The sequence below is a fragment of the Pseudomonas sp. D1-36 genome, from assembly GCF_051132205.1.
Taxonomy (GTDB): domain Bacteria; phylum Pseudomonadota; class Gammaproteobacteria; order Pseudomonadales; family Pseudomonadaceae; genus Aquipseudomonas.
The window spans coordinates 5,618,858-5,633,746 of the sequence record NZ_CP071674.1 but is presented as its reverse complement, the minus strand read 5'-3'; the positions used below and the strand labels follow the sequence as shown (position 1 = coordinate 5,633,746).

General features: G+C 59.9%; 12 protein-coding genes. 6 read left to right on the top strand and 6 right to left on the bottom strand.

Going from position 1 to position 14,889, the window contains the following annotated elements:
• Positions 1 to 8: 8 nt before the first annotated feature.
• A complete protein-coding gene (locus J3P76_RS25360; RefSeq protein WP_434561546.1) occupies positions 9 to 431 on the bottom strand; it encodes a DUF3301 domain-containing protein in 423 nt (140 codons plus the stop codon).
• A gap of 119 nt (positions 432 to 550) precedes the next feature.
• Here J3P76_RS25360 and pdxY point away from each other — a divergent pair, with 119 nt between their 5' ends.
• Positions 551 to 1,423 carry a pyridoxal kinase PdxY gene (pdxY, locus tag J3P76_RS25355; RefSeq protein ID WP_420766098.1) on the top strand — a complete coding sequence of 291 codons (873 nt, stop codon included), beginning with the start codon at positions 551 to 553 and terminating at the stop codon, positions 1,421 to 1,423.
• 45 nt (positions 1,424 to 1,468) lie between these two features.
• Here the strand turns inward: pdxY and J3P76_RS25350 are convergent, their stop codons facing one another.
• The gene (locus J3P76_RS25350; protein WP_039593237.1) at positions 1,469 to 1,954 is read right to left on the bottom strand and encodes an acyl-CoA thioesterase; all 486 of its coding nucleotides are present in this window, start codon (positions 1,952 to 1,954) and stop codon (positions 1,469 to 1,471) included.
• Positions 1,955 to 2,219: 265 nt separating this feature from the next.
• Between J3P76_RS25350 and J3P76_RS25345 the strand changes: the two genes are divergently transcribed.
• Positions 2,220 to 3,983: a cation:proton antiporter gene (locus J3P76_RS25345; RefSeq protein WP_434701364.1), complete on the top strand. Its 1,764-nt coding sequence runs from the start codon at positions 2,220 to 2,222 to the stop codon at positions 3,981 to 3,983.
• A gap of 21 nt (positions 3,984 to 4,004) precedes the next feature.
• Here J3P76_RS25345 and J3P76_RS25340 read toward each other — a convergent pair whose 3' ends face one another.
• The 3 genes from J3P76_RS25340 to uvrD all read right to left on the bottom strand — a co-directional run bounded on the left by J3P76_RS25340 (position 4,005) and on the right by uvrD (position 7,850).
• Positions 4,005 to 4,412: an SMI1/KNR4 family protein gene (locus tag J3P76_RS25340; RefSeq protein ID WP_003187120.1), complete on the bottom strand. Its 408-nt coding sequence runs from the start codon at positions 4,410 to 4,412 to the stop codon at positions 4,005 to 4,007.
• 137 nt (positions 4,413 to 4,549) lie between these two features.
• Positions 4,550 to 5,422 carry a Tim44 domain-containing protein gene (locus J3P76_RS25335; RefSeq protein WP_434561548.1) on the bottom strand — a complete coding sequence of 291 codons (873 nt, stop codon included), beginning with the start codon at positions 5,420 to 5,422 and terminating at the stop codon, positions 4,550 to 4,552.
• A gap of 244 nt (positions 5,423 to 5,666) precedes the next feature.
• The gene (gene uvrD / locus J3P76_RS25330; RefSeq protein ID WP_434608763.1) at positions 5,667 to 7,850 is read right to left on the bottom strand and encodes a DNA helicase II; all 2,184 of its coding nucleotides are present in this window, start codon (positions 7,848 to 7,850) and stop codon (positions 5,667 to 5,669) included.
• Positions 7,851 to 8,110: 260 nt separating this feature from the next.
• On the opposite strand from uvrD, the gene J3P76_RS25325 reads away from it, so the two are divergent.
• The 3 genes from J3P76_RS25325 (at position 8,111) to J3P76_RS25315 (ending at position 12,382) form a co-directional block, all read left to right on the top strand.
• Positions 8,111 to 10,975, top strand: coding sequence for a putative bifunctional diguanylate cyclase/phosphodiesterase (locus J3P76_RS25325; RefSeq protein WP_434701362.1), 2,865 nt, complete (start codon positions 8,111 to 8,113; stop codon positions 10,973 to 10,975).
• 175 nt (positions 10,976 to 11,150) lie between these two features.
• Entirely contained in the window at positions 11,151 to 12,017 is an 867-nt protein-coding gene (hexR, locus tag J3P76_RS25320) for a transcriptional regulator HexR (RefSeq protein WP_003187110.1), read from the top strand.
• Positions 12,018 to 12,172: 155 nt separating this feature from the next.
• Positions 12,173 to 12,382, top strand: coding sequence for a PA3496 family putative envelope integrity protein (locus J3P76_RS25315; RefSeq protein WP_434561552.1), 210 nt, complete (start codon positions 12,173 to 12,175; stop codon positions 12,380 to 12,382).
• Here the strand turns inward: J3P76_RS25315 and J3P76_RS25310 are convergent.
• Entirely contained in the window at positions 12,324 to 13,286 is a 963-nt protein-coding gene (locus J3P76_RS25310; RefSeq protein ID WP_420766104.1) for a LysR family transcriptional regulator, read from the bottom strand. The genes J3P76_RS25315 and J3P76_RS25310 overlap by 59 nt on opposite strands.
• 187 nt (positions 13,287 to 13,473) lie before the next feature.
• On the opposite strand from J3P76_RS25310, the gene J3P76_RS25305 reads away from it, so the two are divergent.
• Positions 13,474 to 14,889, top strand: coding sequence for an acetyl-CoA carboxylase biotin carboxylase subunit (locus J3P76_RS25305; protein ID WP_420766105.1), 1,416 nt, complete (start codon positions 13,474 to 13,476; stop codon positions 14,887 to 14,889).

The following is a 14,889-nucleotide window of genomic DNA, read 5'->3' as shown; positions in this document are numbered from 1 at the left end:
GCTTTGCTTCAAGGCTTCCATTTGTTGTGCTCCTGACGCCACTGGCTCAGTTCGATGACTTCAGCCCTGGGCCGGGTCTGCACCGGCTCAACTGGCGTGGGCGGGGCCTCTTCGAAGGGCATCGGGTAGGGAGCCAGTTCGATATGCGCGCTGTGGGCACCGAACTGAGTGATGGTGCCGGTATGACGGGTCTCGCCCGTCACCGTGAATTCGAAATTATAGATACGTGCCAGGCGCCGCCGTCCGTTGGCGTCCTTGACGAATCCGATCTTTCGCAGCGCCACGTTGCCGTCCAGCAGCTCGATCTTCAGGTTGGCGCAATGTTGCATGACCCTCGCCAAGGCTCGTTCGCGCAAGCCATGGTTGTGCCACAGCCAGGCGCCGCCGGTAGCCAGCAGCATCAGCACGAAAATGTTTCCAAGGGTCAGCATGAACGAAGAGCTCCAACAAGTTGCCGTCAGCTTAACTGTGTCGCCGGTCTGTCGTACAGGCTGCGTTTAGTCGCATACTGCGCGGCTTGAATTTCAATCGTTTTACGGACATTTCCCGCATGAAACGCACGCCGCATCTGCTTGCCATACAGTCCCACGTGATATTCGGCCATGCCGGCAACAGCGCCGCCGTGTTTGCGATGCAGCGGGTCGGCGTAAACGTGTGGCCGCTCAACACCGTGCAGTTTTCCAATCACACCCAATACGGGCAGTGGGCCGGTGAAGTGCTCCCGCCGGACCAGATACCGCTGTTGGTAGAGGGCATCGCGGCCATTGGCGAGCTGGGCAATTGCGACGCGGTGCTGTCCGGTTATCTGGGTAGCGCAGCCCAGGGACAGGCGATCCTGTCGGGTGTGGCGCGCATCAAGCGTTGTAATCCCAAGGCGTTGTATCTGTGCGACCCGGTCATGGGGCATGCGGAGAAGGGCTGCATTGTCGCGCCCGAGGTGGGCAGGTTCCTGCTGGAAGAGGCCGCTGCCGTGGCTGACATCATGTGTCCTAACCAGCTGGAGCTGGACAGTTTTTCCGGCCGCAAGGCGCAATCACTACTCGACTGCCTGGCGATGGCCCGTGCGCTGTTGGCCCGTGGCCCGAAAGTCGTGCTGGTCAAGCACCTGGCTTATCCCGGCAAGCCCGAAGACAGCTTCGAGATGCTGTTGGTCACGGCTGAAGGCAGCTGGCACTTGCGCCGTCCATTGCTGGCGTTCCCCCGCCAACCGGTCGGAGTCGGCGACCTGACGTCGGGGCTGTTCCTGGCGCGGATACTGTTGGGGGACAGCCTGTCGGCAGCCTTTGAATTCACCGCTGCGGCCGTGCATGAGGTGCTGTTGGAAACCCAGGCGTGTGCAAGCTACGAATTGCAGCTGGTCCGCGCCCAGGACCGTATTGCCCATCCTCGCGTGCGATTCGAGGCCATGCCGATCAGCCTTTGATCGCTGCGGGAGCGAGCTCGCTCCCACCTTGATTTCGACGGCGGGTTACGGCCCGTCCGCCTTGATTTCCTGATAACGCCTCTCCAGTTCCTGGCGAATCTGGCGACGTTGCTGCGCTTGTTCGTAGCGGCGCTTCTCTTCGCTGTTCTGCGGTTGCAGCGGCGGGACGGGCGCCGGCTTGCGCTGGTCATCCACCGCTACCATGGTGAAGAAGCAGCTATTGGTATGGCGAACCGAGCGCTCACGAATGTTCTCGGTCACGACTTTGATGCCCACTTCCATCGAGGTATTGCCGGTGTAGTTCACCGACGCCAGGAAGGTGACCAACTCGCCGACATGAATCGGCTCGCGAAAAATCACCTGGTCTACCGACAATGTCACCACGTATCGGCCGGCATAGCGGCTGGCACAAGCGTAGGCCACCTCATCCAGGTACTTGAGCAAGGTGCCGCCATGGACATTGCCAGAGAAGTTGGCCATATCGGGGGTCATCAACACCGTCATCGACAGCTGGGCGTTTCCGGGTTCCATAACGTTCTCACGGTTCAAGGCAGCAGTTTCGAGGGCGCGCCTCTGCGGGCGCTGGAATGTGGTTAGCGGGTTCAAACCACTCATATCGGGACGCTGCGCCACGACTTGCCGTCACGCTTGGGTGGATCTGTTTCCATATATTGCACCGTCTTTTCGTAAGAAGTCCCGGTGTTAACCTGCAAAAAACCCGTCATGTCGGGTATTCCTACAAAAGAAACGGACGTACCCGACTTCACCTGGAGTCGTTTCGACAAGGAGCCCCACAATGCACGCCATCAGTTTCATTCAAGACCTGGCGATCATCTTGCTGGCGGCCGGGTTGGTCACCGTACTGTTCCATCGTTTCAAGCAACCGGTGGTGCTGGGCTACATTGTCGCCGGCTTTATCATCGGCCCGCATACGCCGCCGTTCGGCTTCATTCACGATGAAGAAACGATCAAGACCCTGGCCGAGCTCGGCGTGATCTTCCTCATGTTCTCCCTGGGCCTGGAGTTCAGCCTGCGCAAACTGTTCAAGGTGGGAGCCACGGCGTTTATCGCTGCGTTCCTAGAGATCGTATTGATGATATGGATCGGCTATGAAATTGGTCGCTGGTTCGACTGGAGCGCCATGGACTCGCTGTTTCTCGGCGCGATCCTCGCGATTTCCTCAACCACGATTATTGTCAAAGCCTTGAATGACCTGAAGATGAAAAACGAGCGCTTTGCGCAGTTGATCTTCGGGGTGTTGATCGTTGAGGACATCCTCGGCATCGGTATCATCGCTTTACTGTCGAGCATCGCTGTCAGCGGCACCGTAAGCTCCGGCGAGGTGTTTTCCACGGTCGGCAAGCTGTCGCTGTTCATGGTCGTCGCGTTGGTCGTCGGCATCCTGCTGGTGCCGCGATTGCTGGCGTACGTGGCGAAGTTCGACAGCAACGAGATGTTGTTGATTACCGTACTGGGGCTTTGTTTCGGCTTCTGCCTGCTGGTGGTAAAGCTGGAATACAGCATGGTGCTTGGGGCGTTCCTGATCGGTGCGATCATGGCCGAGTCTCGACAATTGCTGAAGATCGAGCGATTGGTGGAGCCTGTGCGCGATCTGTTCAGCGCAATATTTTTCGTGGCTATCGGGCTGATGCTCGATCCGGCCATTGTGCTTCAATATGCGTGGCCGATCGCAGTCATTACCTGCGCGGTGGTATTGGGCAAGATATTTTCTTGTGGTCTCGGCGCCTTTATCGCGGGAAATGATGGACGCACCTCTCTACGAGTCGGGATGGGGCTTTCACAGATTGGCGAATTTTCTTTCATTATCGCTTCGTTGGGGATGACCCTGCAGGTGACCAGCGATTTCCTTTATCCGGTCGCTGTGGCTGTCTCGGTGCTCACGACATTGTCGACCCCTTATCTGATTCGGGCCGCTGATCCGTTGTCGGTCAGATTGGCGTCGGCAATGCCGCAGCGATTGACGCGCGTGCTGGGCATGTATGGAGAATGGTTGCGCAGCATCCAGCCACAGGGTGAGGGAGCCATGCTGGCTTCCATCATCAGGCGCATCATGCTGCAGGTGGGTGTCAACCTGGCATTGGTGATCGCGATTTTTGTCTCGGGGGGGTATTTTGCCGAACGAGTGTCTGCCTATCTGCAAGACTGGATCAGCGATCCGAGCTGGCAGAAAGCGTTGATCTGGGGCGGCTCGCTGTTCCTGTCGCTACCGTTCCTGATCGCGGCGTACCGCAAGCTCAAGGCGTTGTCGATGCTGCTGGCGGAAATGGGTGTAAAGCCGGAGATGGCCGGCCGCCACACCCAGCGCGTGCGTCGCGTGATCGCCGAAGTGATTCCGCTCCTTTCGCTGCTGGTGATTTTCCTGCTGCTGGCAGCCTTGTCAGCCAGTATCTTGCCGACCAACAAGCTGCTGGTATGGATCGCAGTGGTCGCGATTGCCTTGGCGGCCCTGCTTTGGCGCTGGTTTGTCCGCCTGCATACACGAATGCAGGTGGCCTTGCTCGAAACGCTGGACAATCACAAGGGATCGTCCGGGCATTGATCAGCGCCGGACGCTAGAGCATCAACTTTCCAACCAGACATCCCTTGCCCAGTGCCATACCGATTCCCACGTTTCCTCGGCGATCAGCTCCTCTTCTGCCTGCCATAGCACTACGGTGCCGTCTTCTTCGACACAGTAGTAGTCATCGCCGTCCTGGCAGATCGGAATCAGGCTTCGATCAACACCGGCATCCCAGGCATTGGCGGCCACATCCGGCAGGTAGGTATGGGACTGCGGATCGGTAACGGTCACCGGCTCCAGGCTGCCGTAGACGACATCGCTGACGGTGAGCAAAAACTCCCGGAACACGAACGGAATATCGATGAATAGCTGCTCTTCGATTTCCACCAGCAAGTCTTCGTCGGGCAATTCCAATGGAACCGGTACGGGTTCGTTGGCTTCGCGTAATTGTTCGATGATTTCTTCCACGTCCGGGATCCTCTTTCTCGATGGCGCGGTTTTATAGGGCGGTTTATACAGTAGCCCGCTGTAGATGCAACCGCGAAATAGAAAACCCCGGCAAGTGCCGGGGTTCTTTTATTTCAACCTGCGAAACGCGCAAAGGTTCAACCGTTCTGGCGGATACCTGCGACCAGCCAAGGCTGGTTTTCGCCTTGGGCACGTTCCATGTTCCAGCTTTCGCTGAACGCTTCACCTTGGTCGAAGCGAGAGTCTTTCGACACGCCGACGAAGGTCAGGGTGGCGATAGTCTTGTCGGCGCGATCGTCGACGCCTTCGAGTTGTATCTGGAGGTTGTCGATGTAGGTGGACTGATAGCCATCACCCAACTCGGCCCGCTCGCGCTTGAGGAACTCCAGCAATTGCGGGGTGACGAACTCGGCGATCTTGTCCATTTCGTTTGCGTCCCAATGCTGCTGCAGGGACATGAAATGGCTGCGTGCCGCTTCGATGAAGCGTTCTTCGTTGAACCAGGCAGGTGCGTTGATCACCGGGCGCGCCACTGGAGCAGCCGCGCCACCGAAGATCGAGCCACCGGCAGGTTGTTGGTTGAACACTTCACGCTGCATCGGCGCATGGCCGGCCGGAGCGAATTGCTCCTGCTGCTTGCGACGACGGGCTGCGATGAAACGGAAGACCAGGAAGGCAATGACCGCCATGATCAGGATGTCGAAGATCTGCATGCCCTGGAAGCCGTCGCCCATGAACATGGAAGCGAGCAGACCACCGGCCGCGATACCGGCCAGGGGGCCGAGCCAGCGCGAAGCGCCGCTGGCCTTGGTGGCCGCGCCAGCAGCACCTGCCGCGCCCGCGGTGGCGGCAGTGGACCCGGCGGCAGACGACGGCGCCATCTGGCTGGTCTGATGAGTCGGGGCTGCGCCCGAACTTTTACCACCGCCAAAACGCTTGGCGGCATTGGCGTCGATGGCCATCGTCAGGCCGATGCACAACGCCATGGCGATGCTAAGAAAACGTTTCATATAAAGGCATTCCCATTTGTGGATAGCACGCGCGCCATGTTGCACAGGTGAACTGTTGCTGGCTAGCAGCAGAGTGTTTCGGGCTTTTGCGTGACAGCCAAGGTTCAGGTTCGGCTCGCGCAAGGAGCCTTGTTCGCTTTGGGCTGTAGGAAAGGTGAACAAGTTCTATCGGAAATATTTAATGTTTTCAGAATAATTGTGGGAGCGAGCAAGCTCGCTCCCACAAAGAGGATTACCGAGGCTTTTAGATCGCTTCCAACTTGGCATACCCCAGCATCAGCCATTTGCTGCCTTCGCTGAAGTTGACTTGGACCCGAGCCTGGGCACCGGCGCCTTCGAAGTTGAGAATCACGCCTTCGCCGAATACCGAATGTCGGACGGCCTGGCCCAGGCTGAAGCCGGTCTCCGGGATGTCGCTGCCGCCAAACAGGCTGCTGGTGCCTTGTTGCTGACTGCCGCCGAACGGTCGACTGACACTGTTGGAAAGACGTACTTCCTGGATCAGACCCTTCGGCACTTCACGTACGAATCGCGACACTTTGTTGTAGGTCTCGCTGCCATACAAACGCCGGGTTTCAGCGTAGGTCATCACCAGGTTCTGCATGGCACGCGTGATGCCGACATAAGCCAGGCGCCGTTCCTCTTCCAGGCGTCCGGGCTCTTCCAGGCTCATCTTGTGGGGAAACAGACCTTCTTCCATGCCCACCAGGAAGACGTAGGGGAATTCTAGGCCCTTGGCGCTATGCAGGGTCATGAGCTGAATGCTGTCTTCATGCTCGTCCGCCTGGGTGTCGCCGGCCTCCAGGGAGGCGTGGCCGAGGAAGGCCGACAACGGCGACAGGTCTTCATCTTCTTCGGTGTTTTCGAAGTTGCGCGCAGCGCTGACCAGTTCCTCAAGGTTTTCCACCCGGGCCTGGCCTTTCTCGCCTTTTTCAGCTTCATGGTAGGCAATCAGGCCGGACTGCTCGATGACGGTCTGGGTCATCAAGTGAAGGGGCATTTCCCCGCATTTGGCGGTCAGGTCTTCTATCAGGTCCATGAAAGCCTTCAGGGCGCCGGCGGCACGGCCGGTGACGCCTTTGTTGTCCACCAGCTGGCGCATGGCTTCCCACATCGACACATGGCTGTGACGGGCATGGTCGCGAATCGCCTCGACGGTTTTCTCGCCGATGCCCCGCGTCGGCACATTGATTACCCGCTCCAGGGCCGCGTCGTTGCCTCGTCCTTCGATCAGGCGCAGGTAGGCCATGGCGTTCTTGATTTCGGCGCGTTCAAAGAAGCGCTGGCCGCCATAGATACGGTAAGGGATCCGTTCGCGAAGCAAGGCCTCTTCAAGCACTCGCGACTGGGCGTTGGAGCGATAAAGGATGGCGATGTCGCTGCGGGCCAGGCCGGTTTTCAACGCGCTCTCGATGGTTTCCACCACATAGCGGGCCTCATCGTGTTCGTTGAACGCGGCGTAGAGATTGATCGCCTCGCCTTCGTTGCCCTCGGTCCACAACTCCTTGCCCAGGCGACCGGTGTTGTTGGCGATCAGGGCGTTGGCGGCCTTGAGGATGCCAGCGGTGGAGCGGTAGTTCTGTTCCAGGCGAATCACCTCGGCGTCGGGAAAGTCCGCCGAGTACTGGTGGATGTTCTCGATCTTGGCGCCACGCCAGCCGTAGATCGACTGGTCGTCGTCGCCCACGACCATCAGGCTGTCGCCGCCCTTGGCGAGCAGGCGCAACCACGCGTATTGAACGGCGTTGGTGTCTTGGAATTCGTCCACCAGGACATGCCGGAAGCGCCTCTGGTAATGCTCCAGCAGCCCCGGGTGGTCACGCCACAGGTCCAGCGCCCGCAGCAACAGTTCCGAGAAGTCGATAACCCCCGCACGCTGGCAGGCCGCCTCGTAGGCTTCGTAGATGCTGCGCATGGTTGCCAGGAACAGGTCACCGCTGGCCTGGATATGCTGCGGGCGCAGGCCTTCGTCCTTCTGACCATTGATGAACCACTGAGCCTGGCGGGCGGGCCAGCGTTGTTCGTCCAACCCAAGTTCGCGAATCACGCGCTTGACCAACCGTTGTTGATCGTCGCTGTCCAGGATCTGGAAGGTCTGGCTCAGGCCGGCTTCCTGCCAATGGGCGCGCAACAGGCGATGGGCCAGGCCGTGGAACGTACCGACCCACATGCCAGCCGGGTTGATGCCCATCAACTGTTCGATGCGATGGCGCATCTCGGCGGCAGCCTTGTTGGTAAAGGTGACCGACAGGATCGAATGGGGCGAGGCGTTCTCGACCTGGATCAACCAGGCGATACGGTGCACCAGCACTCGGGTCTTGCCGGAGCCGGCACCGGCCAGGACCAATTGACGGCCCACGGAGGCAGCAACTGCCTGGCGTTGGGCATCGTTTAGGGAGTTCAGCAGAAGGGAGAGATCATCGCGCATCGAGGCATTCTAGGGTGCGGCGCCACCTCGGGCAAACCGAGCTTTGCATTGGCCGACAAAACACCGCCTGCGGACGACCGGTCAGTCAGCGCCCGCAAGCATCGGCGGGGCTCGGTTACGGTGGCCGGCGCGCAATTGGATCCGCGTTTTTTCAGTATTTTTATGAATCAGGGCAGTGTGGGATGGCCTTTGGCTTGTGTATGCTCGGTGATCGTTTCGGGCTCACCATGCTCCCCTGAATAAGAACAAGAACAACATTTATGACCTTCAATTCCGATCTGGCAGGCGCGCGTGTAGAGCCGCGGATTATCTGCAAGCAGTACGCCACGGAAATGGCGGTCGAACGCACCAGGTTGTTGTACCAGGGCTCGCTGCTGCCCACATTGTTCATGCTGATCAACGGTCTGGTCTGCGCGGCGCTGCTGTGGGAGCCTCAGCGCTATTTCCTGGTCAGCGTGTGGCTGGTCTGGTTACTGTCGCTGGTCGCGCTGCGGGTGATCCAGGTGGCCGCTTTCGATTCGGCGATACCAAGCCGCCAGGCCCACCCGGTCTGGTTGCGCATGTTTCTTCTGGGCTCGGCCATGACCGGCCTGACGCTGGCCGGTGCGGGCATTGCCCTGGTGCCGGCAGACAGTTTCCAGCAACAGGCTTGGGTGTTCGGCCTGATCGGCGCCGCGACCCTCTCTGCCAGTGTCGCTTACGCCGTGAGTCTACCGGCGTTCCTGTCCTTTACCTTGCCCTGTCTTTTGCCGGCTATCGCTTATCTTTTCTGGGGGCCGGACGAGCATCAACGTGGCTGGGGTTGGCTCGGGCTGGTGGTGCTGGTCTCGCTGAGCGTGGTGGCCTGGCAGGTCAACCGGCTGATACAGAACGGGATGTTGCGACGGTTCCAGAACCAGGCGTTGATCGAGCATTTGCAGCAGGCACAAAGCCGCGGCGCGCAGCTCAACGAGGCGTTGGCCCGGGAGGTCGAACAGCGTCGCTCCGCCGAGGCCCAATTGCGCACGGCGCAGGTTGGCCTGGAGGCGCGGGTAGCGCAGCGCAGCCTCGAACTGGAGGCGGCCAGCCAGGCCCTGGTCAAGAGTGAAGCGCGCCTGGCGTTGGCCCTCAAGGCCAGTGAGCTGGGGTTGTGGGACTGGAACCTGCAGACCGACGAGGTTCATCACACCCAGCTCAAGGAGCTATTTGGTCTGGAACCCGAATACATCACGGCCATGCTCAGTCATCTCACCCCGCGCCTTCATCCCCAAGACCTTCCGGCGCTCAAGCGTGCCCTTGTCGAACATCTGAAGGGCCGCAGCGAGGATTACCAGATCGAATACCGCGTGCGCCACGGCGACGGCCATTGGGTCTGGATCGAAGACCGCGGCCGGGCCGTGGAGCGCAGCGCGAATGGGCGGGTACTGCGCATGGTCGGTACGCGCCGCAACATCAGCGTCGGCAAGGAGCTGGAACAGCAGCGCCAACTGGCCGCCACGGTGTTCGAGGCCGCCAGTGAGGGTATCGTGATTTTGGATCCCAATTACGCGCTGCTTGCCGCCAACCAGGCGTTTACACGAGTGACCGGCTTCGATATCGCGGACATGCTGGGGCGCAATGTGGTTGATCTGCCTTGCAGTCGCGACGCGCGTCGGCACTATCCGGTGATTCGCCAAGCGCTCAAGCAGCACGGCACCTGGCAAGGCGAGCTGGTTGAGGCGCGCGCCAACGGCGAGCTCTACCCACAGTGGCTCCAGTTGAATGTCGTGCGGGACTCGCGGGGAAATATCAGCCATATAGTCGGTTTTTTCGCCGATCTTTCAGCGCGGCGCGAATCCGAAGAGCGGATGCGCTATCTGACCCATTATGACGAGCTGACCGGGCTGGCGAACCGCTCGCTGTTCCGTGAGCGCTTGAACGAAGCCCATCAGCGGGTGCGCCAGGGAGGACGGCGTAGCCTGGCCTTGCTGCACATCAACCTCGACCGTTTCAAACTGCTCAACGACAGCCTCGGCCATGACATCGCCGACCAGCTTTTGCAGAAAATGGCTCGGCGCCTGATCAACGCATTGCCCGAAGCCGACACCATCGCCCGGCTGTCCGGCGATGAGTTTGCGGTACTGTTCGACGCCTACGGCAATCTTTCGAGCCTGGCGCGAGTGGCGACCCGACTGGCCACCAAGCTTCGCGTGCCGGTGACGATCGATGGTCACGAACTGGTGGTCAGCGCCTCCATAGGCATCAGCCTGCTGCCGGATAACGCGCGGGAAATTTCCACCCTGGTCAGCCAGGCCAACATGGCCATGCAACACGCCAAGCACTTGGGCGGGAATAATTTCCAGTTCTACACCGACAGCCTGCAAGCCAGCACGCTGGAGCGTCTGCAGTTGGAGAACCAGTTGCGCAAGGCGTTGGAAGAACAACAACTGAAAGTGTTCTACCAACCCAAGCTATGCCTGGCGACGGGGCGTCTGAATGCCGCCGAAGCGTTGGTGCGCTGGGAGCATCCGAGCATGGGCCAGATTCCACCCGGGGAGTTTATCGGTCTCGCCGAAGAAACCGGGCTGATCGGTCCGATCGGCGAGTTCGTGCTGCGCCAGGCTTGTTGGCAGGCGTGTGAATGGCAGCGCCAGGGGCTGGAGTCCATTCGTGTCTCGGTCAACCTTTCGGTGCATCAGTTGCGCCAGGGCAAGTTGGTCAGCCTGGTGCGCCAAGTGCTCGAAGAAACCGGCCTGGCTCCGCATTATTTGGAGCTGGAACTCACGGAGAGCCAGTTGCTTGACAGCGTCGAGCACATCATCGCTACGTTCCAACAGCTGCGGGATCTGGGAGTCAAGCTGGCCATCGATGACTTTGGCACCGGTTATTCGTCCCTGAGCTACCTCAAGCGCATCCCGGTGGATTACGTGAAGATCGACCAGGCCTTCGTTCGTGGGCTGGAGGAGGGGGGCGAGGACGCGGCCATCACCCGCGCGATCATTGCCATGGCCCACGGACTGTCGCTCAAGGTTGTGGCCGAAGGTGTCGAGCGGGAGGGACAGCTTGAGTTCCTGAAGAATGAGCACTGCGACGAAGTCCAGGGTTATCTCATCAGTCGACCGGTTGGAGCCGAAGGCCTCGCCCGTCTGCTGCGGGAGCAGGGATAGGATTGGACTTGGCGTGCGCCGAGCCTGCGAGACGGCTACAAGGAGCGTCGCCCGCCAAAACAAGGGACAACAAGGTCAATTCAGTTACGTATTGGACAGGCGAAGAGCCGATTCTTGTAGTATAACTACAAGCCTGCTACATCCCGGCACCTGCCCATAACAAGAGTCCAGCCCCTTGAACCTGTTGCAACACATTGCCCAGTCACGCCACTTGCTGCGCAAATCGGAGCTGAAAGTCGCCGATCATGTACTGCTTGATCCCGCGGCCGTGATGCACAGTTCCATGGCCGATCTGGCCCACAGCGTTGGCATCAGCGAACCAACCATCGTGCGTTTTTGCCGGGCTATCGGTTGCTCGGGTTTCCAGGACTTAAAGCTCAAATTGGCGCAAAGCCTGGCGGCCGGTGCCAGTTTCGGGCAGTTCGCTATTCATGAAGACGATTCGGTCGCCGACTATAGCCTGAAAATTTTCGACACGACGCTGCACACCCTGATGGAGGTCCGCGAGAAACTTGACCCGGTCGCGCTGCAGAAAGCCGTGACGGCAATGTCCCAGGCCCAACGTGTCGAGTTCTACGGGTTCGGCGCCTCGGGTGCGGTGGCGGCCGACGCCCAGCACAAGTTTTTCCGGTTGCTGCTGACGGCGGCGGCTTATTCCGACCCGCACATGCAAGCCATGTCGGCCGTCACGTTGAAGCCGACCGACGTGGCGATCTGTATTTCCCAGTCGGGGCGCTCCAAGGATCTGTTGATCACTGCCAATCTGGTGCGTGAAAGCGGCGCCTCGCTGATCACCTTGTGTCCGAGCCAGACACCGCTGGCTGAGCTCTCCACCGTGAACCTGGCGATCGACGTGCATGAAGACACGGAAATCTATACGCCATTGACGTCGCGCATTGCCCACCTGGTGGTTATCGATGTGCTGGCGATGGGCGTCGCCATGGCGCGTGGCCCAAGCCTGGTCAACCACCTCAAGAGCGTGAAGCGCAGCCTTCGCAGCTTGCGGTTGTCACCCAAGTCGGTGAAAGCGCTGGACGACTGAACGCGGCCTTGGAAGTCAGGGCTTTTGGGCGAGGGAGCGAGCTCCCTCACCACGGGGCATTTGGCCGAATTCATCGTTCTGTAACGCTCGCGCCGCCAAACCGTCATCCCTCACCGTCATCGTGAAGCTCCCGTATACGTCTTGGGAGTCTCGACATGACCCAGTCCTACGAAGAACGCAGCGCCGCCAAAACCCGTCGCCAGCAGGAAGACCAGCGCCGCATGGCGTTCCGTCGTGCCATCGAAGACCGCTATGAGCAGCGTCAGCTCCTGGCGCAAATAAGCGAATATCCTGACCTGATGGAAATCAATTACTGGCAGGCAACGCCGGCGGTTTCCCGTCGAAACGCTCAACCAAGCCGATGATCTGCGCACGTTCGCCGCGAACGAATGCCAGAAACGCATGAGCCACCGGTGATAGGCGCTTGGCCCGGGCCTGTACAAGGCACCAGCTGCGATACAGCGGAAGCTCCTCCACCGGCAACTCGATGAGCGCGCCCGACGACAATTCCCGGCTCACGGCGTGGCGCGTCAAGAGCGCCACGCCCAGCCCGGCCACCACGCATTCACGCTGGGCTTCCGCAGACGCCACCTCCAGCGTCTGGGTGAAATGCACCCGTTTCTCCTTGAAATATTCCTCACAGGCCAGCCGCGTGCCTGAACCCGGCTCGCGCAACAGCTGCGTATAGGGTTCCAGGTCTTGCAAGCGCAATGAGCCCATGTGGCACAGCGGATGATCGGGCGGCGCCACCGCAACGATGGGATTATTGAGAAACGGCAGAAACTCCAGGCCCATGTCCTGGGGCACCATGGACATGATCACCAGGTCATCCCGGTTATCCGAAAGCCTGCGGATGACTTGGCCGCGATTGACCACCGTAAGGTTCAGGTTGACCTCCGGATGCTGGCGCTTGAACGCGGCGAACAGATGCGGGACGAAGTACTTGGCGCTGGACTCCACCGCAAGCTTCAGCTGGCCTTGCAGCGAGCCCTGCATGTCGGAAAGCTGCATATCGAGGTTTTCCAAACGCCCGAAGATATCCCGGCTGGCGCGTTGCAGCGCTTCGGCGGCTTCGGTCATGTAGAGTTTTTTGCCGACATACTCAAACAACGGCTGGCCGATCAGCTCTTCCAGGGATCGAATCTGTAGGCTAACGGCCGGTTGCGTGAGAGACATTTCATCCGCCGCACGGCTGTAGGACCTCAGATCGCACACCTCATTGAAGATTTGCAGCTGACGCAACGTCATACGCATCAATGACTTACGCATTTTTCAAGCACTCTGGTCCGAGACTGATCACCCAACTATAAGTGTTTGCTTATGCGTGACCCAATAATTATTCATTTTTGTTAATCCCCAGCCAGGACTAGTGTGGGGCTGCGACCAATTGTTACATCTGGTCACGCGTCGGCCTGGATCCCAGGCCGTGGTATCACCGGCTCAAGGGAACCTCCAATTGATAACAAAGATCCTGATCGCCAACCGTGGTGAGATTGCCGTCCGCATCGTGCGCGCCTGCGCCGAGATGGGCATTCGCTCGGTCGCGGTCTACTCCGACGCGGACCGCCATGCGCTGCATGTCAAGCGTGCGGACGAGGCCCACAGCATTGGCGCCGATCCGCTGGCCGGTTACCTCAACCCGCGCAAATTGGTCAACCTCGCCGTGGAAACAGGCTGCGATGCCTTGCACCCCGGCTATGGCTTTCTGTCGGAAAACGCCGAGCTGGCAGATATCTGCGCTGAACGCGGAATAAAATTCATCGGTCCGTCGGCGGAAGTCATTCGGCGGATGGGCGACAAGACCGAAGCGCGCCGCAGCATGATCAAGGCGGGCGTACCGGTGACGCCAGGCACCGAAGGCAACGTCGCGGGCATCGAAGAAGCCCTGGCCGAAGGCGACCGAATCGGTTACCCGGTAATGCTTAAGGCTACGTCCGGTGGCGGCGGTCGGGGTATCCGTCGCTGCAACAGCCGCGAAGAACTCGAACAGGCCTTCCCGCGTGTCATCTCCGAAGCCACGAAGGCGTTTGGATCGGCGGAAGTGTTCCTCGAAAAATGCATCGTCAATCCCAAGCACATCGAAGCGCAGATCCTGGGCGACAGTTTCGGCAATGTGGTGCACCTGTTCGAACGGGACTGCTCGATCCAGCGCCGCAACCAGAAGCTGATCGAAATCGCCCCCAGCCCGCAACTGACCCCCGAACAGCGTGCCTATATCGGCGACCTGTCTGTGCGCGCCGCCAAGGCTGTCGGTTACGAGAATGCCGGTACCGTTGAGTTCCTGCTCGCCGAAGGCGAGGTGTACTTCATGGAGATGAACACCCGGGTCCAGGTAGAGCACACCATTACCGAAGAAATCACCGGTATCGATGTGGTGCGCGAGCAGATTCGCATCGCCTCCGGGCTGCCGCTGTCGGTCAAGCAGGAAGACATCCAGCACCGCGGCTTTGCGTTGCAGTTCCGCATCAACGCCGAGGACCCGAAAAACAACTTCCTGCCCAGCTTCGGCAAGATCACCCGCTACTACGCCCCGGGTGGCCCGGGCGTGCGCACCGACACGGCGATCTACACCGGTTACACCATTCCGCCGTTCTACGATTCGATGTGCCTGAAGCTGGTGGTCTGGGCGCTGACCTGGGAAGAAGCGATGGACCGCGGCTTGCGGGCCCTGGATGACATGCGCCTGCAAGGGGTCAAGACCACCGCCGCGTATTACCAGGAAATCCTGCGCAATCCGGAGTTCCGCAGCGGCCAGTTCAATACCAGCTTCGTTGAAAGCCATCCGGAACTGACCAACTACTCGATCAAGCGCAAACCCGAAGAGCTGGCCCTGGCCATCGCCGCCGCCATTGCCGCCCACGCAGGCCTGTAA